At 71.1% G+C, this 20,544-nt stretch carries 13 protein-coding genes; 7 read left to right on the forward strand and 6 right to left on the reverse strand.

From position 1 onward, the window contains the following. Positions 1-90 precede the first annotated feature (90 nt). Entirely contained in the window at positions 91-732 is a 642-nt protein-coding gene (locus ASD19_RS10070; protein WP_235563022.1) for a 2-phosphosulfolactate phosphatase, read from the forward strand. 199 nt (positions 733-931) lie between these two features. Here ASD19_RS10070 and ASD19_RS10075 read toward each other — a convergent pair whose 3' ends face one another. Then, complete coding sequence (locus ASD19_RS10075; RefSeq protein WP_082543135.1) at positions 932-2,341, reverse strand: cation:dicarboxylate symporter family transporter; 1,410 nt, start codon at positions 2,339-2,341, stop codon at positions 932-934. Positions 2,342-2,520: 179 nt separating this feature from the next. Between ASD19_RS10075 and ASD19_RS10080 the strand changes: the two genes are divergently transcribed. Then, entirely contained in the window at positions 2,521-4,239 is a 1,719-nt protein-coding gene (locus ASD19_RS10080) for a sensor histidine kinase (protein WP_055992067.1), read from the forward strand. Further along, positions 4,236-4,928 (forward strand): response regulator, encoded by a 693-nt coding sequence (locus ASD19_RS10085; RefSeq protein ID WP_055992070.1) that lies wholly within the window; start codon positions 4,236-4,238, stop codon positions 4,926-4,928. Before ASD19_RS10080 ends, ASD19_RS10085 begins: the two co-directional genes overlap by 4 nt. Before the next feature lie 195 nt (positions 4,929-5,123). Here the strand turns inward: ASD19_RS10085 and ASD19_RS10090 are convergent, their stop codons facing one another. Continuing rightward, positions 5,124-6,305, reverse strand: a complete 1,182-nt coding sequence (locus ASD19_RS10090; RefSeq protein ID WP_235563023.1) for an acyl-CoA dehydrogenase family protein — start codon at positions 6,303-6,305, stop codon at positions 5,124-5,126. Next, entirely contained in the window at positions 6,302-7,669 is a 1,368-nt protein-coding gene (locus ASD19_RS10095) for an LLM class flavin-dependent oxidoreductase (protein ID WP_055992073.1), read from the reverse strand. The genes ASD19_RS10090 and ASD19_RS10095 overlap by 4 nt, the downstream gene beginning before the upstream one ends. Before the next feature lie 169 nt (positions 7,670-7,838). Here ASD19_RS10095 and ASD19_RS10100 point away from each other — a divergent pair, with 169 nt between their 5' ends. Further along, positions 7,839-9,215, forward strand: coding sequence for an MFS transporter (locus ASD19_RS10100; RefSeq protein ID WP_055992076.1), 1,377 nt, complete (start codon positions 7,839-7,841; stop codon positions 9,213-9,215). A gap of 60 nt (positions 9,216-9,275) precedes the next feature. Here ASD19_RS10100 and ASD19_RS10105 read toward each other — a convergent pair whose 3' ends face one another. The 3 genes from ASD19_RS10105 to ASD19_RS10115 all read right to left on the reverse strand — a co-directional run bounded on the left by ASD19_RS10105 (position 9,276) and on the right by ASD19_RS10115 (position 11,318). Continuing rightward, positions 9,276-9,764: a SprT-like domain-containing protein gene (locus tag ASD19_RS10105; RefSeq protein ID WP_055992079.1), complete on the reverse strand. Its 489-nt coding sequence runs from the start codon at positions 9,762-9,764 to the stop codon at positions 9,276-9,278. Between the two features lie 52 nt (positions 9,765-9,816). Continuing rightward, entirely contained in the window at positions 9,817-10,341 is a 525-nt protein-coding gene (locus tag ASD19_RS10110; protein ID WP_055992081.1) for a hypothetical protein, read from the reverse strand. Between the two features lie 116 nt (positions 10,342-10,457). Next, positions 10,458-11,318, reverse strand: coding sequence for a spermidine synthase (locus ASD19_RS10115; protein ID WP_055992083.1), 861 nt, complete (start codon positions 11,316-11,318; stop codon positions 10,458-10,460). A 133-nt stretch (positions 11,319-11,451) separates the two neighbouring features. Between ASD19_RS10115 and ASD19_RS10120 the strand changes: the two genes are divergently transcribed. The 3 genes from ASD19_RS10120 (at position 11,452) to ASD19_RS10130 (ending at position 20,434) form a co-directional block, all read left to right on the forward strand. Continuing rightward, on the forward strand, positions 11,452-12,597 hold the full coding sequence (locus tag ASD19_RS10120) for a benzoate/H(+) symporter BenE family transporter (RefSeq protein ID WP_055992085.1): 1,146 nt from the start codon (positions 11,452-11,454) through the stop codon (positions 12,595-12,597). A 430-nt stretch (positions 12,598-13,027) separates the two neighbouring features. Then, positions 13,028-16,519, forward strand: a complete 3,492-nt coding sequence (gene rpoB / locus ASD19_RS10125) for a DNA-directed RNA polymerase subunit beta (protein ID WP_055992091.1) — start codon at positions 13,028-13,030, stop codon at positions 16,517-16,519. Positions 16,520-16,558: 39 nt separating this feature from the next. Then, positions 16,559-20,434, forward strand: a complete 3,876-nt coding sequence (locus ASD19_RS10130) for a DNA-directed RNA polymerase subunit beta' (RefSeq protein ID WP_055992094.1) — start codon at positions 16,559-16,561, stop codon at positions 20,432-20,434. The last annotated feature ends 110 nt before the right edge of the window (positions 20,435-20,544 follow it).

Genomic DNA, 20,544 nt, shown 5'->3' on the forward strand with positions numbered 1-20,544 from the left:
CGATTCCGCGCCGAAGTGAGACACGGGTGCGGATGACGCCCCGCGACACACGGGATCGGCCGGCTTCGGATGCGCCCTACGCTGGGATCCGTGAGCTCGCCGTTCGATCAGTCCAGCTACCAGGTCCGCCTCGACTGGGGCCTCGAGGGGCTCCGTCGCCTCGCGCCCGCCGACGTGTACGTCGTCGTGGACGTCATCCGGTTCGCCTCCAACGCGGCCGCGACCGTCGCCGAGGGCGGCGAGGTCGTCGTCGCCGAGTCGCGGTGCCCCAACGGCGGCGCGATCTCGCGGGAGCTGGCCGAGCTGCCGCCGCGCGAGGACGGCGAGCGCCCGCTCGTCCTGGCGGCCGCGCTGCGCAACGCCTCGGCCGTCGCGCGCGCGATCAAGGCCGAGCAGGAGCGCCGCAGCGCCCGCACCAGCATCGCGGTCATCGCCGCCGGCGAGCGCACGCCCGAGGGCGACCTGCGCTTCGCGGTCGAGGACCACCTCGGCGCGGGCGCCGTGATCGACGCGCTCACCCCGCTCGGGATCGACCATTCGTCGCCCGAGGCCGTGGCCGCCGCGGAGTCGTTCGCCGCGCTGCGCCGCGCCGTCAAGCACCTGCTCACGGCGAGCGGCTCCGGCCGCGAGCTCGAGGGCGACCCGCGGCACGAGCAGGTCCGCGCCGCAGCCAAGGTCGACGACCTCGACGCGGTCCCGGTCCTGCGCGACGGGGTGTATCGGGCGCTCTGAGGCCCCCGCCGTGCTCGTTGAGCGACGAGCGCCAGCGAGGAGTCGAAACGCGGCCGAGCTTCCCGACCGGTCGGGAGCCGCGGCGCCGTTTCGACTCGCTTCGCTCCACGCTCGCTGCGCTCGCACGACGGTCGACCTCCTCATACATGCCGATGGCGGCGGTCCCCCCGGACCGCCGCCATCGCCCGCTCGGGTCGGGTCAGCGCCGCGCCCCCGTGGGGATGGGCGCCGAGATGGGCGACGGGCCCTGGCCGTCCTCCGGCAGCTCCAGCAGCGAGTCCTCGATCCGGCCCTCGGGCACCTCGCCGTGGCCGTCGCCGACCATGGTGCGCTCGTCGAACGGCAGGTCGCCGCGCAGCACCTCGAGCGCGCGGTCGCGGTCGAACTCCTTGGTCCATGCGCCGATCACCACGGCGGCCACGGCGTTGCCGGTGAAGTTGGTCAGCGCGCGGGCCTCCGACATGAAGCGGTCGATGCCCGTGATCATGCCGACGCCGTCGACCAGGTCGGGGCGGTAGGTCTGCAGGCCGCCTGCCAGCGTCGCCAGGCCCGCGCCGGTCACGCCCGCGGCGCCCTTCGACGCGATGATCATGAAGACCAGCAGGCCGATCTGCTCGGGCACCGTGAGCGGCGTGCCCATCGCGGTCGCGATGAACAGCGACGCCATGGTCAGGTAGATCGCCGTGCCGTCGAGGTTGAACGAGTAGCCGGTCGGCACCGTGATGCCGGCCACGGGCTTCGAGACGCCGACGTGCTCCATCTTGGCGATCAGGCGCGGCAGCGCCGACTCGCTCGACGAGGTGCTCACGATCAGCAGGTACTCGCGGCCGAGGTACTTCATGAGCGAGAAGATGTTGATCCGCGCCGCGAACCACAGCACCGCCGCCAGCACGACGCCGATGAACAGGATGCACGTCACGTAGAAGCCGACCATCAGGGTCGCGAGCGAGACGACCGCGCCCCATCCGGTCGCGCCGACGACGCCGGCGATCGCTCCGAACGCGCCGATCGGGGCCACCCACAGCACCATCGTCAGCACGCGGAAGACCACGGTCTGGAACGACCGGATGGCGTCGAGCACCGGCTCGCCGCGCGAGCCCAGCTGCTGCAGCGCGAAGCCGACCAGGAGCGACACGAACAGCACCTGCAGCACCGACTCGCCCACGAGCGGCGACACCAGCGTGGTCGGGATGATGCCCAGGATGAAGTCGGTCGTCGACTGCGCCTCGCCCTCGACCTCGTATCCCGTGTTGCCGAGCTGCAGGCCCTCGCCCGGGTGCAGGATGTTGCCGACCACCAGGCCGATCAGCAGGGCGAAGGTCGACATCACCAGGAAGTAGGCCAGCGCGAGCCCGCCGACCTTGCCGACCGTGGCGGCCTTGGCGATCGAGCCGATGCCGAGCACGATCGTGCAGAAGATCACCGGCGCGATCATCATCTTGATCAGCGCGACGAAGCCCTTGCCGATCCAGGCCAGCGAGGCGCCGAACTCGGGCCAGATCAGGCCCACCGCGATGCCGGCCACGACGGCGACGATCACCGCGATGTAGAGCCAGTGCTGCTTGTCGATGCCGCGTGTGCTCTTCGCGGCCGTTGGCGTCATTGCCATGGGGTCTCCTCGGGTCGGGGCGCCCGCTCCGCCCGGATGGGGCGGATGCACAGCGCCGTCGGCGTGCGCCCCGATCCTCTCGGGACGGCCGCCGCCGTGGATATTTGCGTGCATAGTGTTCTCGGCCGGCACCGGCGCCGACCGGGCGGGGCGGCCGGCGGGCGGTCACAATGGGGAGCATGTCCCGACGCGGCGATCCGGCGGAGGCGGCGCGGCCCATCCGGGAGCGCCGCCGCAGCATCGCGCGCCGGTTCCTGATCGAGTTCGCGCTCGTGCTGCTCGCGGGGGCGGCCGTGGTGTTCGCGGGGCTCGCGTACGACGCCCACACATCGGCCCACGAGCGCGCGGCCGAGACGAGCGCGGATCTCGCCACGACGCTCGCGATCGACCCCACCGTGATCGAGGCGGTCGCCGCGGCGCACGAGCGCGCGGCGAGCGACCGCGACGGCTCGGTCGCCGCGGCGTCGTCCGTGCTGCAGCCGTACGTCGAGGGCATCCTGCGCGCGACCGACGTCGACTACGTCACGATCATGGACACCGACCGCACGCGCTACACGCACGCGAACCCGGAACGGATCGGCGGGCGGTTCCTCGGCACCATCGAGCCCGCTCTGGCGGGCGAGACGTTCACCGAGGTCTACGAGGGCACGCTCGGTCCCTCCGTGCGCGCGGTCACGCCGGTGCGCTCGGGCGGCGACATCGTCGGACTCGTGTCGGCCGGCGTCACGCTGCAGAACGTGACCGACGCGATCCTCGTGCGGCTGCAGCTGGTCGGGCTGTTCACGGTCGTGGTGGTCGGGCTCGGCGCGCTCGCCGCGTGGGGCCTGTTCCGGCGGCTCGACCGCGTGACCGACGGCCGCGACGCCGACGAGCTCGCCCGGCTGTTCGCGGCGCACGAGGCCGTGCTGCACTCGCTCGAGGAGGGGCTGCTCCTGATCGAGCGCCGCCCGGGGGAGCCGCCGCGCGTCGTGCTCGCCAACGACCAGGCGACCCGGATGCTCGACCTCGCGCGCACGCCGCCCTTCGCGGTCGACGACCCCGGGCTGCCGGATGGCGTCCGCGACCTGCTGACGGGCGCCGACCGCGAGGAGGTCGTGCGGCTCGCCGGCCGCGACCTGCTCGTCGCGCGCGACGGGACCGAGCTCGCGGGCCGCGACGCCGACATCCTGACCCTGCGCGACCGCACCGAGCTGCGGCGCGTGACGGGCGAGCTGTCGAGCGTGCGGACGATCTCGGATGCGCTGCGCGCTCAGGCGCACGAGTTCGACAACCGCCTCCACACGATCGCGTCGCTCATCGAGCTCGGCCGGCCCGACGAGGCGCTGCGGTTCGCCGCGTCCGAGCGCGACCTCGGCCAGCGGCTGGCCGACCGGGTGCTGCACGCCGTCGACGAGCCGGTCATCGCGGCGCTCATGCTCGGCAAGGCCGCGCAGGCGCACGAGCGCGCGGTCGAGATGCACTTCGAGACCCACCTCGCCCCGGGCACGCAGGGCCTGCAGCCGGCCGACGTCGTGACCATCCTGGGCAACCTGATCGACAACGCGATCGACGCCGCCGCGCGCCGCGCCGCCCGCACCGGGCAGACCGATGCGTGGGTCGAGGTGTACCTCGCGAGCGCGGACGACGGGTCGCTGGTGTTCCAGGTGACCGACAGCGGCGACGGCGTGCCCGAGGAGGAGCGCGAGCGGATCTTCCGTCGCGGGTACTCGACGAAGGACGCCGAGTCGCAGGCCCACGGCTACGGGCTCACGCTCGTGCGCCAGGTGGTCGAGGGCCTCGGCGGCACGATCGAGGTGACCTCGGCGCCGGGCGGCGGCGCCGTGTTCACGGCGATCCTGCCGGCGCCCGGGGCGCCCGCGATCGGGCCCGTCGCGCAGCCCACGGGGGTCGCGCGATGATCCGCGTGCTGGTGGTCGAGGACGATCCGCGCACCGCCGCCGCGCACGGCGAGTACGTCGGCCGGATCGAGGGCTTCGAGCTGGCGGGCATCGCCCACACCGCGAGCGCCGCCCGCCGAGAGCTGCGCGACGCGGTGGCCCGTGGCGAGCGCATCCACCTTCTGCTGCTCGACCTCAACCTGCCCGACGGGCACGGGCTGACGCTGTGCCGCGAGCTGCGGGCATCCGGCCTGGTGGTCGATGTGATCGCGGTCACCGCCGTGCGCGAGCTCGACGCGGTGCGGCAGGCGGTCGCGGTCGGCGTCGTGCAGTACCTGATCAAGCCGTTCGTGTTCGAGGTGTTCGCCCAGAAGCTCGCGGCGTACCGCGCGTTCTCCGACCGGATGACCGCCCCCGTGTCGACGCTGAGCCAGCGCGAGGTCGATGGCGCGTTCGCGGCGCTGCGCACCTCGAACGCCCCGGGACTGCCCAAGGGACTGTCGGAGGAGACGCTCGACGCCGTGTCGGAGCTGCTCGCCGCGAGCGAGCAGGCCCGCTCGGCCAGCGAGGTCGCCGAGGCGCTCGGCCTCTCCAGGGTCACGGCCCGCCGTTACCTCGAGCACCTCGCCGACCGCGGCGTGGCCGTCCGCGCCCCGCGCCACGGCTCCCGCGGCCGCCCCGAGCTCGAGTACTCCCGGCCCCGGTCATAGCCCCGGCGGTTGCTTCGCCGACACAACGCAGGACCTCCCACGCATCCCGGGCGCGCCATCCGCGTGTTTCCGCGGGTGGCGGCCCGCCGGCGTCCGTCCGCTCCTGCGTTGTGTCGCCCGCCGGGGGTCCCACCCTGTGGTGGTTGAGCGAGGGAGCGAAGCGACCGAGTCGAAACCCTCGAAGCCGCCGCCGGCTCAGAACCGCGTCGGTCCGACCGTCTCGTAGCGGATCCACGCGTCGAGTGGGCTCCGTCCCGACACCTCCCAGGAGCCGATCGTGCGGGCCTTGAACACCGCCGGGTTGTGGCTCGCGACCACGCGCGCGTTGCGCCAGTGGCGGTCCAGGGCCCTGGTGCGCTCGGTCGCCGACGCGCCGCCGATCTCGAACAGGCGGGTCGCCGCGGCGGGCACCTCGTCGGTCGCCAGCACCTGCGCGCGGTACACGGCGACCTCGGCCCGCTCCAGGAGGCCGCGATCCACGGGCTCTCCCGGCGGGGTCGCCGCGACGGCGGCATCCAGCCCCCGCGCGGCCTCGAGCGTCGCGGCCCGCACGGCGAACGCCGCGGTCGACAGCCGCCCGACCACCTCGAGCACCTGCGGGTCGTCCGCCGGGCGCGCGGTGTTCGCGTGGACGTAGCTGCGCGTGCGCGGGCGGACGAACGCGGCGGCGTCCCGCACGACCTCGTCCGCGATGCCCGCCAGCACGGCCACGAGGTGCAGCTGGTAGAAGGCCTGGATGTGCGTCAGCGGCCCCTCGCCGTACACCGCGAAGTCGGCTTCGTCGACGCGCACGCCGTCGAACACGGTCGTCCCGCTCGCCGTCTGGCGCTGGCCGAAGCCGTCCCAGTCGTCGAGCACGCGGACGCCGGTGGCGTCGGTCGGGACCGCGAACGTGACCCGCCGCCCGTCGCGCGCGGCGGCGAGGTACACCCAGTCGGAGTACGCCGTGCCCGTGGAGTAGAACTTGCGCCCGTCGAGCCGCCAGCCCTCGTCGTCCTCCGTCACGGCGGTGCTGATGTCGGCCAGCGTCGTGCCGCTGAGCTCGCTCGTGGCGTTGCCGACCAGCGCGCCCCCGGCGATCCGCCGGATCCACTCGTCGCGGTCGGAGCCCGGCGCCCGCCGCAGCACGAGCTCCACGAAGCCGAAGTGACTGCGCAGCAGGTGCCCCACGTTGGAGTCCGCGGCCGAGAGCGCGATCACCAGCTCGATCGTGTCGGCGATCGACGCGCCGCCCGCCTCGGGCAGCCGGACCGCCCCGATCCCCGCGTCCGCCAGCGACCGCACGACGTCGTGCGGAGCGGCATCCGCGAGCTCCCGCTCGACCGCTCCCTCGCGGACCTCGTCGATCAGCGGCGCGAAGCGCTCTACGAGGCTCACGAGAACGCCCCCCGCCAGCGGCGCGCGGGATGGCGATCCGGCAGCTGGTCGTGGCCGAAGAGCTTGCGCCGCAGCGTGCCCTCCGCGTACTCGCGCTGCACGAGGCCGCGATCCTGCAGCGTGGGCACGACGTGGTCCACGAACTCCTCGTAGCTGCCCGGCAGCCACCAGTTCATGACGTTGATCCCGTCGACGCCGATGTCCTGCCACTGCTCGAGCTCGTCGGCGATCTGCTCGGGGGTGCCGACGACCCGCGCCCGCAGCTTCGCCGACAGTCCCGCGAGATCCCGGATCGTCGGCTCGCGGTCCGGGGACGCCTCGCGCAGCCACTGCAGGTGCGACTGGCCCAACTGCGTCTTGACCTGCGACAGGGGAGTGTCGGGATCCAGCGCGGCGCCCGTCTCCGGGTCGTAGCCGAGGTTCGAGTGCAGCAGGAACCCGTCGGGCGACAGCAGCTCGTCGATCTCGGCGGAGCGGCGCCTGGCCTCCTCCTCGGTCGACCCGATCACGAACGTGAGGCCCAGGAAGAACAGCAGGTCCTCGGGCAGGCGCCCGGCCGCCGCGACGTCGGCGCGCGTCGACGCGATCAGCTCGGCGGTCTTCTCGCGCGTGGATGTCAAGATGAACTGCGCCTCCGCGTTGCGCGCCGCGAACGCCCGTCCGGCCGGCGACGAGCCCGCCTGGAACAGCACGGGCGTGCGCTGGGGCGAGGGCTTCGACAGGTGCGGCCCGGCGACCCGGTAGCGCTGCCCGACGTGGTCGATCCGGTGGATGCCGGACGCGTCCGACACGACGCCCGCCGCCTTGTCGGCGCGGAACGCGTCGTCGTCCCACGAGCCCTCCCAGAGTTTGGCGACGACGTCGACGTACTCCTGCGCCCACGCGTAGCGCTCGTCGTGCTCCTCGAGCCGGTCGTGGCCGAAGTTGCGCGCGGCGCCGTCGAGCGCGCTCGTGACGATGTTCCATCCGATCCGGCCGCGCGACAGGTGGTCCAGCGTCGACACGCGCCGCGCGAACTCGAACGGATGCGCCTGAAGCACCGAGCTCGTGAACGCCAGCCCGAGGTGCTCGGTGTGGGTCGCCAGCGCCGCGGCCAGGATCGACGGATCGGCGTTGGGCACCTGCAGGCCCTCGCGCGCGTTCACGGTGTAGTCGCCGTCGGCCGGGCCGTACAGGCCCACCACATCCGCGAAGAACAGGGTGTCGAACCGGCCGCGCTCGAGCGTCTTCGCCAGGTCGATCCACATCCGCACGTCGTCGAACTCGTGCTGGCGCGCCTCGGGGTGACGCCACAGCCCGTGCTGGATGTGCGAGACCGTGTCCATCACGAACGCGGCGAGACGGAGCGGCGGGCGAACGGGCATGAGTCTCCCTCGGACGGCGGCAGCGGTGCCTCCATCCTGACCCGGCCCAGTGACCGGAGAGGGCTCTCCGTGACGCTGCGTTACGTCGCACGACGCCGTGTTGCGCGCGCCCTTGCCGACGGATCCGGGCGGCCAGCACGCTCGGGAGGACCCCCGGAAAGGAGACGCCATGACCAGCGCAGTCCGAACCGACGCCCCGAGCGCGCCGGCCGCCACTACGCCGAGCCCCGCGGCGACCCGCCGCGTCCTCGCCGCGAGCTTCGTCGGCACGACCATCGAGTGGTACGACTTCTACATCTACGCGCAGGCCTCCGCGCTGGTGTTCGGCGCGACGTTCTTCCCGTCCACCGACCCCACGGTCGGCCTGATCGCCGCATTCGCCACGTACGGCGTCGGATTCGCCGCCCGGCCGCTGGGCGGCATCATCGCGGGCCACCTCGGCGACCGGATCGGCCGCAAGCGTCTGCTCGTGTACTCGCTGCTCCTCATGGGCGTGGCGACGTTCCTGATCGGCCTCCTTCCGGGCTACGAGGTGTGGGGCATCGGAGCGGTCATCGGCCTGGTCGTGCTGCGTCTGGCGCAGGGCCTGTCCGTGGGCGCCGAGTGGGGCGGATCCGCGCTCCTGTCGACCGAGCACGCGTCCCACCGGCGCCGCGGGTTCTTCGGCTCCTTCACGCAGGTCGGCTCGGCCGCGGGCCTGCTGCTCGCCACGGGCGCACTCGCGGTGGCTCAGGCGGCGTTCGGTCCCGAGGCGTTCGCGGCGTGGGGCTGGCGCGTGCCGTTCCTCGCGAGCGCCGTGCTCGTCGTGATCGGCCTGGTGATCCGGCTCGGCGTCGAGGACGCCCCCGAGTTCCAGCGCCTGCGTGAGGCCGGCGAGGTCCGCCGGCTGCCGGTCGTGGCCGTGCTGCGCGAGGCGCCGCGCGGAGTGCTCGTGACGATCGGCCTGCGCCTCGTGCAGCCCGCGTGGTTCTCGATCCTGACCGTGTACTCGCTGAACTACCTGAAGGAGCAGCGCGGCGACGCGCAGATCGGCGTGACCATCCTGATCGCGGTCGCGGCCCTGAGCGTCTTCACCACCCCGCTGTGGGGATGGCTGAGCGACCGGTACGGGCGCCGCACGATCGCGATCGCGGCGGCGGCCGGCATCGGCATCCTGGTGTGGCCCTTCTTCGGGATCCTCGAGTCCGGCTCCCCGATCTGGGTGTGGGCGGTGTTCGTGCTCGGGATGAACGTGCTCCATGACGCGATCTACGGACCGCAGGCCGCCTGGTTCGCGGAGCAGTTCCCGACCGACCTGCGCTACTCGGGCGTCTCGCTCGGCTACCAGGTGGGCAGCATCTTCTCGAACGGCCTGACGCCGCTGCTCGCCGTGGTGTTCGTGCAGTGGGCCGGGGGTGACACCTGGCTGCTGTCGGCCTTCATCGCGTTCTACGCCGTGCTCAGCATCCTGGCCGCGGCGAAGGCCGTCGACCGCTCGGCCCGCACGGCTCGCGAGGCGCGCCCGGCGACGGTGGCCGAGCCGATCGAGGAGCTGTCCCCGGCCTGATGACCCCGGGGCGGGGATGTCGCGGCGCGAACGGGTGGCGGCGCGACATCCCGCCTCGGCCTATCGCGGGGTGGCGGCCGCGAGCCGCGTCGCCGCGGTGATCTCGCGGCGCATCCAGCGGAACTGGTGCCGCGGGTCGAACCGCGGCGCGCACAGCACGCACGACATGGCGCGCGTGGGGCGGCGATGGCGGTAGGCGGTGTGGCCGGCCGGGCAGACCCCGACCCAGGGGGCGAGCTCGTTCGCGGTCTCGCCGTGATGCGTCGTGCCGCCCACGTAGCCCAGCTCGCGCGCGACGCGCTTCCACTCGGGGCCGTGGCCCGCGGCGGGACCGGCGAGGGCGTGCGCGACCTCGTGCAGCAGGGTCTGGTGGTTGGTCTCGTCGTCGTAGCGCGCGGCCAGGTAGCGCGACACCGAGATGCGCTTGCGCGTGTAGTCGCACAGTCCGGCGCGGCGCTTGGCGTTGTCGAAGCCGAACGTCCACGCCGGATCGAGGTGATGGGCGATCAGGGCGTTGGCCCAGACCCGCACGCGCTCCAGATCCGACACATCCGAAACGCTATCCGGGGCGTCGGACATCCGGCGCACCGGCCGCCGCGCGTCAGGCGATGGCGCTCTGGTGGCGGCGCCGGTCGGCCGCCTCGATGCACTGCATGACGGGCTCGAGCTCCTCATCGCTGGCGCCGGACTCCTGGCGCAGGAACAGCGTCTGCTTGAAGTCGGCGCGTGCGCCGTGGATGTCGCCCGCGTCGTAGCGGTTCTTGCCGCGGTGCGAGAGCGCGAACGCGGCGATGCTGTTCCAGCTCTGGCCGAGGGCCTCGTCGATGCAGGTCGACAGCTCCGCCTCGGCCGCGGCGTGCTTGCCGAGCCAGTGGTTGACGCTCGCGTGCAGGATGCGGGCGCGCAGCAGGTCCTTCCGCGTGCCCGACATGCGCGCCAGGCGCACCGCCTGCTCCGACAGCGGCAGCGACTCGTCGAGGCGGCCGAGCACCTTCAGCAGCCACACCTGCTCGAGCATCGCCGGAAGGCTGCGGAGGTGGCCGATCTCGTCCAGGCGGCGGGCGCACTCGACGGGGTCGACGATCTCACGCAGCGACTCGGTGTCGTACCCGTGGATGTAGTTCACTCGCCTGGCTCCCTTCCCGCACTCGCGATCTCTCCCGATCCCTCGCGATCCGCCTGTCCAGTGTCCCCGAGACATCCGCGAGCCGCAGCAGGGCACGCCCAGGACATCCGGATCGATCAGCGCTCGAAGAGCACCTGGCTCGGCTTCGGGGAGTCGGTGGCGTCGCCGTCGACGGCCGGGCGCGCGCCCTGGACGAACGCGTCCACCTCGGCGCCCTGCGCCACCTTCGCGGGGTGCGGGCCGGCCGCCATGAGCCGCGGCAGCCAGTCGGTCGGCAGGGGAGCGGCCGACGCAGCGATGACCAGATTGCCGAACCGCCGGCCCTTGAGCACCTGCACCTCGGCGAGCACGACGACCTCGGGCAGCACCTCGCGGATGGTCGCCACCTGGCGGCGCGCGAACGCCAGCCCCGATCCGTCGGCGACGTTCACCAGCAGGACGCCGGCCGGCGCGAGCAGGCGCGCGGCCGCGCGGTAGAACTCCACGGTCGTGAGGTGCGCGGGGGTCTGCGCGCCCGAGTACACGTCCGAGACCAGCAGATCGACCGACCCCGCCATCGCCGCAGGCAGGCGCGACAGCCCGTCGCGCGCGTCGCCGATCCGGATCCGGATGCTCGCGCCTCGGGGCAGGGGCAGGTTCTCGCGCACCAGGTCGACGAGCGCCTGCTCGATCTCGATCACCTGCTGCCGCGAGCCCGGCCGCGTCGCCTCGATGTACCGCGGGATCGTCAGCCCGCCCGCGCCGAGGTGCACCGCGGTGAGCGGCCCCTCGGGCAGCTGGTCGATCACGACGCCCATCCGCGCGACGTACTCGAAGTGCAGGTGGCGCGGGTCCGACGGATCCACGTGGGACTGCGGCGTCCCGTCGACGTCGACCTCATACCCCGCGACGTACGGGCTCGGGATGATCCGCGCGATCCGCCCGTCGGACAGCCGCGCCGACGGCGTCTCCGCCTCGCGCCGCCGCTGCCGCCCCATGCGTCTCAGGGTACGGCTCCCCCTCACCCTCGGTCGTTGAGCGAGCGAGCCCTCACTCTCGGTCGTTGAGCGAGCGAAGCGAGTCGAAACGTCATGAAACATCCCGACCGATCGAACCCCATAGCCTGGCCGGATGGAACGGGGACGGATCGCGCTCGCCGGCGTGACGACCGCGCTCGTCGGGTTCGCGAGCTCTTCCGCTGTGGTGCTGACCGGGCTCGAGGCGGTCGGCGCGACGCGCGCGCAGGCCGCCTCCGGGCTCGTCGCGCTGTGCCTCACCCAGGCGCTCGGCATGCTGTGGCTCGCGCAGCGCACCCGGATGCCCGTCGTCCTCGCCTGGTCGACGCCCGGCGCGGCGCTCCTCGCCACGGCCGCGGTGCCCGAGGGCGGATGGCCCGCCGCGGTGGGCGCCTTCCTCGTCGCGGGCGTGCTCATCGTGCTCACGGCCCTGTGGCCGGGGCTGTCGCGGCTCGTCGCCGCCATCCCCGCGCCGATCGCCCAGGCCATGCTCGCGGGAGTTCTCGTCGGCCTGTGCCTCGCGCCGGTGCGCGGCGTCGTCGAGGATCCCTTCGCCGTCGCGCCGGTCATCCTGGTCTGGCTCGTCCTGATGCGGCTCGCCCCCACCTGGGCGGCGCCCGCGGCCTTCGCGGTCGGCCTGGTGATCCTGGCCATCGAGGCGGTCGTGCGCGGGGGTGCGGATGGGCCCGTCCTCCCGGTTCTCGAGCCGATGGCACCCGCCTTCACCTGGTCAGCGGTGCTGGGTCTGGCGCTGCCCCTGTACATCGTGACCATGGCGTCGCAGAACGTCCCCGGCGCGGCGGTGCTCGGCTCGTACGGATACCGCGCCCCGTGGCGCGAGAGCATGGCGGTCACGGGCGTCGGCACCGTCTTCGGTGCGCCCTTCGGCGGCCACGCGATCAACCTCGCCGCGATCACCGCGGCGCTCGCCGCCTCCCCCGACGCCCATCCGGACAAGGCGGAGCGCTGGCGCGCCGTGCGCGTCGCGGCGGTCCTCTACCTGGCGCTCGCGGCCCTGGCCACCGCGATCACCACGCTGGTGGGGGTGGCCCCGGTCGTCCTGGCCGCGGTCGCCGGCGTCGCGCTCATCCCGACCCTCGCCTCGTCCCTGCGCGCCGCCATGGCCGAGGACGGAGGCCGCATCGCGCCCGCGATCGCGTTCGTCGTCGCCGCGAGCGGCATCTCGATCCTCGGCATCGGCGCCGCCTTCTGGGCGCTCGCCGCGGGCCTCCTCGCCCACGCCGTCCTCCGCCGTCGCTGACGCGAGGTCGATCGACGCGCGGCCGCCGCGATCGCGAGACTGCATCCCTCCGCCGAGACAGCAGCGGACCACTGCGGTCTCGCGCCGGGGATGCAGTCTCGCGCGGGCGTTGCAGTCTCGCCCCCGCCGTCCGGCGCCGCCGCTGGACGACCGTCGCTCAACGAGCGGCCCGCGACCCGGAATCGCGCGGGTTTATACCGGAGGGGGGAACCTTCGTCAAGGATCCGCTGGACAACGCGTGTCGGGCGTCCTATAGTGGGTATTTGCGCTCCTTGGATTCCCCCATGCCTTCATATGGTGGTCGGCTGGTGCTCATGATCCCCGCAGATAGCGGCGTGTGGTCTGGGTGTACGGGATGTACGGAGTCGCACCTCACCTGTCGACAAGGAACTCAGCGGCCCCGCCACGGTCGCTCATGGAGGTAATCCCCTTGGCTGCTGCGCGCAACGCAACCACCACCACTCCCAAGAACGGCCGCGGGGCATCCCGCCTCTCGTTCGCCAAGATCTCCGACACGCTCACGGTCCCCGACCTGCTGGCGCTGCAGACCGAGTCGTTCGACTGGCTGGTCGGCAACGAGGCCTGGAAGGCCCGCGTCGCCGAGGCCAAGGCCGCCGGCCGCAACGACGTCCCCGAGCGGAGCGGACTCGAGGAGATCTTCGAGGAGATCTCGCCGATCGAGGACCTGAGCGAGACCATGCAGCTCTCGTTCACGAACCCGTACCTCGAGCCCGAGAAGTACTCGATCGAGGAGTGCAAGGACCGCGGCAAGACCTACGCGGCCCCGCTCTACGTCGAGGCCGAGTTCATGAACCACCAGACCGGTGAGATCAAGACCCAGACGGTCTTCATGGGCGACTTCCCGCTGCAGACCGACAAGGGCACGTTCATCATCAACGGCACCGAGCGTGTCGTGGTCTCGCAGCTCGTGCGCTCGCCCGGCGTCTACTTCGACAAGACCCCCGACAAGACGTCCGACAAGGACATCGTGTCGGCGCGCGTCATCCCGAGCCGCGGCGCGTGGCTCGAGTTCGAGATCGACAAGCGCGACCAGGTCGGCGTCCGCATCGACCGCAAGCGCAAGCAGTCGGTCACGGTCTTCCTCAAGGCCCTCGGCATGACCAGCGAGGAGATCCTCGCCGAGTTCGCCGGCATCGCGTCGATCGAGGAGACCCTCGCGAAGGACACGATCCTCACCAAGGAGGACGCGCTCCGCGACATCTACCGCAAGCTGCGTCCGGGCGAGCAGGTGGCCGCCGAGGCCGCCCGCGCGCTGCTCGACAACTTCTACTTCAACCCGAAGCGCTACGACCTGGCCAAGGTGGGTCGCTACAAGATCAACCAGAAGCTCGGGATCGACCGTCCGCTGAGCGACTCGGTGCTGACCGTCGAGGACATCGTCGCGACGATCAAGTACCTCGTCCGCCTGCACCGCGGCGACGAGACCTTCGAGGGTGTGCGGGGCGGCAAGCCCGCCGAGCTGCGCCTGTCGGTCGACGACATCGACAACTTCGGCAACCGCCGCATCCGCGCGGTCGGCGAGCTCATCCAGAACCAGGTCCGCACCGGTCTGTCGCGCATGGAGCGCGTCGTCCGCGAGCGCATGACCACGCAGGACATCGAGGCGATCACGCCGCAGACCCTGATCAACGTGCGCCCCGTCGTGGCCGCGATCAAGGAGTTCTTCGGCACGTCGCAGCTGTCGCAGTTCATGGACCAGAACAACCCGCTCGCGGGCCTGACCCACAAGCGCCGCCTGTCGGCGCTGGGTCCCGGCGGTCTGTCGCGTGAGCGCGCCGGCGTCGAGGTCCGCGACGTCCACCCGTCGCACTACGGCCGCATGTGCCCGATCGAGACGCCGGAAGGCCCGAACATCGGTCTGATCGGCTCGCTCGCCTCGTTCGCGCGGATCAACTCGTTCGGCTTCATCGAGACGCCCTACCGTCGCGTGGTCGACGGCAAGGTCACGAACGAGATCGACTACCTCACGGCTGCCGAGGAGGAGGCGTACATCGTCGCCCAGGCCAACGCGCCGCTGAAGGCCGACGGCTCGTTCGCCGAGGACCGCGTGCTCGCGCGTCAGGTCGGCGGCGAGGTCGACCTGGTCCCCGCCGAGGAGATCGGCTACATGGACGTCTCGCCGCGCCAGATGGTGTCGGTCGGCACGTCGCTGATCCCGTTCCTCGAGCACGACGACGCGAACCGCGCCCTCATGGGTGCCAACATGCAGCGCCAGGCCGTGCCGCTGCTCCGCGCGGAGGCGCCGCTGGTCGGCACGGGCATGGAGAACTACGCCGCGATCGACGCCGGTGACACGCTCATCGCCGACAAGGCCGGCGTGGTCGTCGAGGTCTCGGCCGACTACGTCCGCCTGCAGCTCGACGAGGGCGGCACGCGCGACTACTTCCTGCGCAAGTTCGACCGCTCGAACCAGGGCAACAACTACAACCAGCGTGTGATCGTCGACGCGGGCGACCGCGTCGAGGTCGGCGAGGTCATCGCGGATGGCCCCGCCACCGAGAACGGCGAGCTCGCGCTGGGCAAGAACCTCCTGGTCGCGTTCATGAACTGGGAGGGCTACAACTACGAGGACGCCATCATCCTCAGCCAGAACCTGGTGAAGGACGACACCCTCACCTCGATCCACATCGAGGAGTACGAGGTCGACGCCCGCGACACCAAGCTCGGCAAGGAGGAGATCACGCGTGACCTCCCCAACGTCAGCCCGGAGCTGCTGAAGGACCTCGACGAGCGCGGCATCATCCGCATCGGCGCCGAGGTGCGTCCCGGCGACATCCTCGTCGGCAAGGTCACGCCCAAGGGCGAGACCGAGCTCTCGGCCGAGGAGCGCCTGCTCCGCGCGATCTTCAACGAGAAGAGCCGCGAGGTCCGCGACACGTCGCTGAAGGTGCCCCACGGTGAGCAGGGGACCGTCATCGCGGTCAAGGAGTTCAACGCCGAGGAGGGCGACGACGAGCTCGGCTCGGGCGTCAACCGCCGCGTCGTGGTCTACATCGCCCAGAAGCGCAAGATCACCGAGGGCGACAAGCTCGCCGGCCGCCACGGCAACAAGGGCGTCATCTCGAAGATCCTGCCGGTCGAGGACATGCCGTTCCTCGCCGACGGCACGCCGGTCGACATCATCCTGAACCCGCTCGGCGTCCCCGGCCGCATGAACTTCGGCCAGGTGCTCGAGCTGCACCTCGGCTGGATCGCGGCGCAGGGCTGGAAGATCGAGGGCATGCCGGAGTGGGCGAAGCACCTGCCCGAGGAGGCCCTCGAGGCCGCCCCGCGCACCAAGGTCGCGACCCCGGTGTTCGACGGCGCGCACGAGGCGGAGCTGGCGGGTCTGCTCGACTCGACCCTGCCGAACCGCGACGGCGACCGCCTCATCGACAGCTCGGGCAAGACCCAGCTGTTCGACGGCCGCTCGGGTGAGCCGTACCCGTTCCCGATCTCGGTCGGCTACATGTACATCCTGAAGCTGCACCACCTCGTGGACGACAAGATCCACGCGCGCTCGACGGGTCCCTACTCGATGATCACGCAGCAGCCGCTGGGTGGTAAGGCGCAGTTCGGCGGCCAGCGCTTCGGTGAGATGGAGGTGTGGGCCCTCGAGGCCTACGGTGCGGCGTACGCGCTGCAGGAGCTCCTGACCGTCAAGTCCGACGACATCCTCGGCCGCGTCAAGGTGTACGAGGCGATCGTCAAGGGCGAGAACATCCCGGAGCCCGGCATCCCCGAGTCGTTCAAGGTGCTCATGAAGGAGATGCAGTCGCTCTGCCTGAACGTCGAGGTGCTCTCGGCCGACGGCACGGCGGTCAACCTCCGCGACACCGACGACGAGGCCTTCCGCGCGGCGGAGGAGCTCGGCATCAACATCTCGAGCCGCTTCGAGTCCGCCTCGATCGACGAGATCTAAGCCCGGCCGATACAGAGATTTCCAAACAGGAGACATCAATTGCTCGACGCAACCACTTTCGATGAGCTTCGCATCGGCCTGGCCACCGCCGACGACATCCGTCGTTGGTCCTTCGGTGAGGTCAAGAAGCCCGAGACCATCAACTACCGCACCCTGAAGCCCGAGAAGGACGGTCTGTTCGGTGAGCAGATCTTCGGCCCCTCGCGCGACTGGGAGTGCGCCTGCGGCAAGTACAAGCGCGTGCGCTTCAAGGGCATCGTCTGCGAGCGCTGCGGTGTCGAGGTCACCAAGAGCTCGGTCCGCCGTGAGCGCATGGGCCACATCGAGCTCGCCGCGCCCGTCACGCACATCTGGTACTTCAAGGGCGTGCCCTCGCGCCTGGGCTACCTGCTCGACATGGCGCCGAAGGACCTCGAGAAGGTCATCTACTTCGCCGCCTACATGGTGATCTCCGTGGACGAGGATGCGCGTCACCGCGACATGCCGACCCACGAGAACAACCTGCGTCTCGAGATCAAGAACATCGGCGACCGCCGCGATGCCCGCATCGCCGCCCGCCTCCAGAAGCTGGAGGAGGAGCTCGCCGCTCTCGAGGCCGAGGACGCCAAGGCCGACCAGAAGAAGAAGGTCAAGGACGCCGCCGAGAAGGAGATGGCGACGATCCGCAAGCGCGCGGACGAGCAGGTCGCCAAGCTCGAGCGCATGTGGGACGAGTTCCGCAACCTCGAGGTCGGCCAGCTCAAGGCGGAGGACGACGTCTTCCAGGAGCTGCAGGACCGCTTCGGCCAGTACTTCGAGGCCCACATGGGCGCCGAGGCGATCCAGCGTCGCCTGGCCGAGTTCGACCTGGCCGCCGAGGCCGAGTCGCTGCGCCTGCAGATCACCGAGGGCAAGGGTCAGCGCAAGATCCGCGCGATCAAGCGCCTGAAGGTCGTCTCGTCGTTCCTCTCGACCGGCATGTCGCCGGCCGCGATGGTCCTCGACGTGGTCCCGGTGATCCCGCCGGAGCTGCGCCCGATGGTCCAGCTGGACGGCGGCCGCTTCGCGACCTCCGACCTGAACGACCTGTACCGCCGCGTGATCAACCGCAACAACCGTCTGCGTCGCCTCATCGACCTCGGTGCCCCCGAGATCATCGTGAACAACGAGAAGCGCATGCTGCAGGAGGCCGTCGACGCGCTGTTCGACAACGGCCGCCGCGGTCGTCCCGTCACCGGCACCGGCAACCGCGCCCTGAAGTCGCTGAGCGACATGCTCAAGGGCAAGCAGGGTCGCTTCCGTCAGAACCTGCTCGGAAAGCGCGTCGACTACTCGGGCCGTTCGGTCATCGTCGTCGGCCCGCAGCTCAAGCTGCACCAGTGCGGTCTGCCCAAGCAGATGGCGCTCGAGCTATTCAAGCCGTTCGTGATCAAGCGCCTGATCGACCTCGGTCACTCGCAGAACATCAAGGCCGCCAAGCGCTCCGTCGAGCGCACGCGCCCTGAGGTCTGGGACGTGCTCGAGGAGATCATCCGCGAGCGTCCGGTGCTGCTGAACCGCGCCCCCACGCTGCACCGTCTGGGCATCCAGGCGTTCGAGCCGCAGCTCGTCGAGGGCAAGGCCATCCAGCTCCACCCGCTCGTCTGCGCGGCCTTCAACGCCGACTTCGACGGCGACCAGATGGCCGTCCACCTCCCCCTCTCGGTGGAGGCGCAGGCCGAGGCGCGCATCCTGATGCTCGCGTCGAACAACATCCTGAAGCCGTCGGACGGCCGCCCGGTGACCCTGCCCGCGCAGGACATGATCATCGGTCTGCACCACCTCACCACGCTGAAGGACGGCGCCAAGGGCGAGGGCCGCGTGTTCGGCTCGGTGGCCGAGGCGATGCTCGCGAAGGACGAGGGCACCCTCGACCTGCAGGCGAAGATCCGGATCCGCATCCCGGGCCTGACCTTCCTCGAGGGCCAGGCGCCCGAGGACTACGAGACCAAGGGCCTCGTGGACACCTCGCTCGGCCAGGCGATCTTCAACGACCAGCTGCCGAAGGGCTACCCCTTCGTGCGCGAGCAGGCCGACAAGGGCAAGCTCTCGCAGATCGTCAACAAGCTGGCGGAGGAGTACCCGAAGACCGAGGTCGCGGCCACGCTGGACCGCGTCAAGGACGCCGGCTACTACTGGGCCACGCGCTCGGGTGTCACGGTGTCGCTGAGCGACGTCATCACGCCCGCGAACAAGGCCGAGATCATCGCCAAGTACGAGCAGCAGGCGGCCAAGGTCACCTCGCAGTACGAGAAGGGCCTCACGACCGACGCCGAACGTCGTCAGGAGCTCATCAAGATCTGGACCGAGGCGACCGACGAGGTCCAGAAGGAGATGCGCGCCGCGTTCCCCGAGGACAACACCATCAACCGCATGGTGTCGTCGGGTGCCCGTGGTAACTGGCTGCAGATCCGCAACATCGCGGGTATGCGAGGCCTGGTGAACAACCCGAAGGGTGAGATCATCCCCCGCCCGATCATCTCCTCGTACCGCGAGGGTCTGTCGGTGGCGGAGTACTTCATCGCGACGCACGGTGCCCGCAAGGGTCTGGCCGACACGGCCCTCCGTACGGCCGACTCGGGTTACCTCACGCGTCGTCTCGTGGACGTCTCGCAGGATGTCATCATCCGCGAGGACGACTGCGGCACCTCGAAGGGCCTCGAGTACCCGATCGCCGCGTTCGACTCGACCGGCACGCTGGTCAAGGACGCGAACGTCGAGAACGCCGTGTTCGCCCGCACCCTCGCGGTCGACGTGGTGGCCGAGGACGGCACCGTTCTCGCCGCCGCCGGCTCGGACGTGGGCGACGTGCTCATCGACCGCCTGGTCGAGGCGGGCGTCGAGTCCATCAAGGTGCGCTCGGTGCTCACCTGCGACTCGGCCGTCGGCGTCTGCGCGCAGTGCTACGGCCGCTCGCTCGCGACCGGCAAGCTCGTCGACATCGGCGAGGCCGTCGGCATCATCGCGGCCCAGTCGATCGGTGAGCCCGGTACGCAGCTGACGATGCGCACCTTCCACACCGGTGGTTCGGCTTCGGCGGACGACATCACGCAGGGTCTGCCCCGCGTGCAGGAGCTGTTCGAGGCCCGCACCCCCAAGGGCGCGTCGCCGATCGCCGAGGCCGCCGGCCGCGTCACGATCGACGAGACCGAGAAGGCCAAGAAGGTCATCATCACGCCCGACAACGGCGACGAGCCCGTCGTCTACCCGGTGCTGAAGCGTGCGACGCTCCTCGTCGAGGACGGCCAGCACGTCGAGGTCGGTCAGCCCCTCCAGGTCGGCACGCTCGACCCGAAGGAGATCATGCGCGTGCAGGGTGCCCGCGAGGTGCAGAAGTACCTCGTCGGCGGCGTGCAGGGCGTGTACCGCTCGCAGGGTGTGCCGATCCACGACAAGCACATCGAGGTCATCGTCCGCCAGATGCTCCGGAAGGTCACCGTGGTCGACCACGGCGAGACCGACCTGCTCCCCGGCGAGATGGTCGACCTGCGTCGCTACCAGGACATCAACCGTGCGGCCGTGGCCGAGGGCAAGCGCCCCGCGTCGGGTCGTCCGGAGCTGATGGGTATCACGAAGGCGTCGCTCGCGACGGAGTCGTGGCTGTCGGCCGCCTCGTTCCAGGAGACGACGCGCGTCCTCACCGAGGCCGCCATGCAGGGCAAGCGCGACCCGCTCGTCGGCCTCAAGGAGAACGTGATCATCGGAAAGCTGATCCCCGCCGGCACGGGCCTTGCGAAGTACCGCAACGTCACGGTCGAGGCGACGGAGGAGGCGAAGAGCGAGCGGTACCCCAACCGCATCTTCGCGTCGGACGGCGCCTTCGCGGACGGCGACTACAGCTACGTCGACTTCGACGCGTTCTCGACGGACGACTTCACGCCCGGCACCTACAACTGAGCGTGAACGGATGAGAAGGGCCCCGGCTTCGGCCGGGGCCCTTACTCGTGGGCGGGTTACTGGGTTTCGACTCGCTTCGCTCGCTCAACCACCACGCGTGCTGGTTGAGC

It is taken from the genome of Microbacterium sp. Root53, assembly GCF_001426925.1.
Taxonomy (GTDB): domain Bacteria; phylum Actinomycetota; class Actinomycetes; order Actinomycetales; family Microbacteriaceae; genus Microbacterium.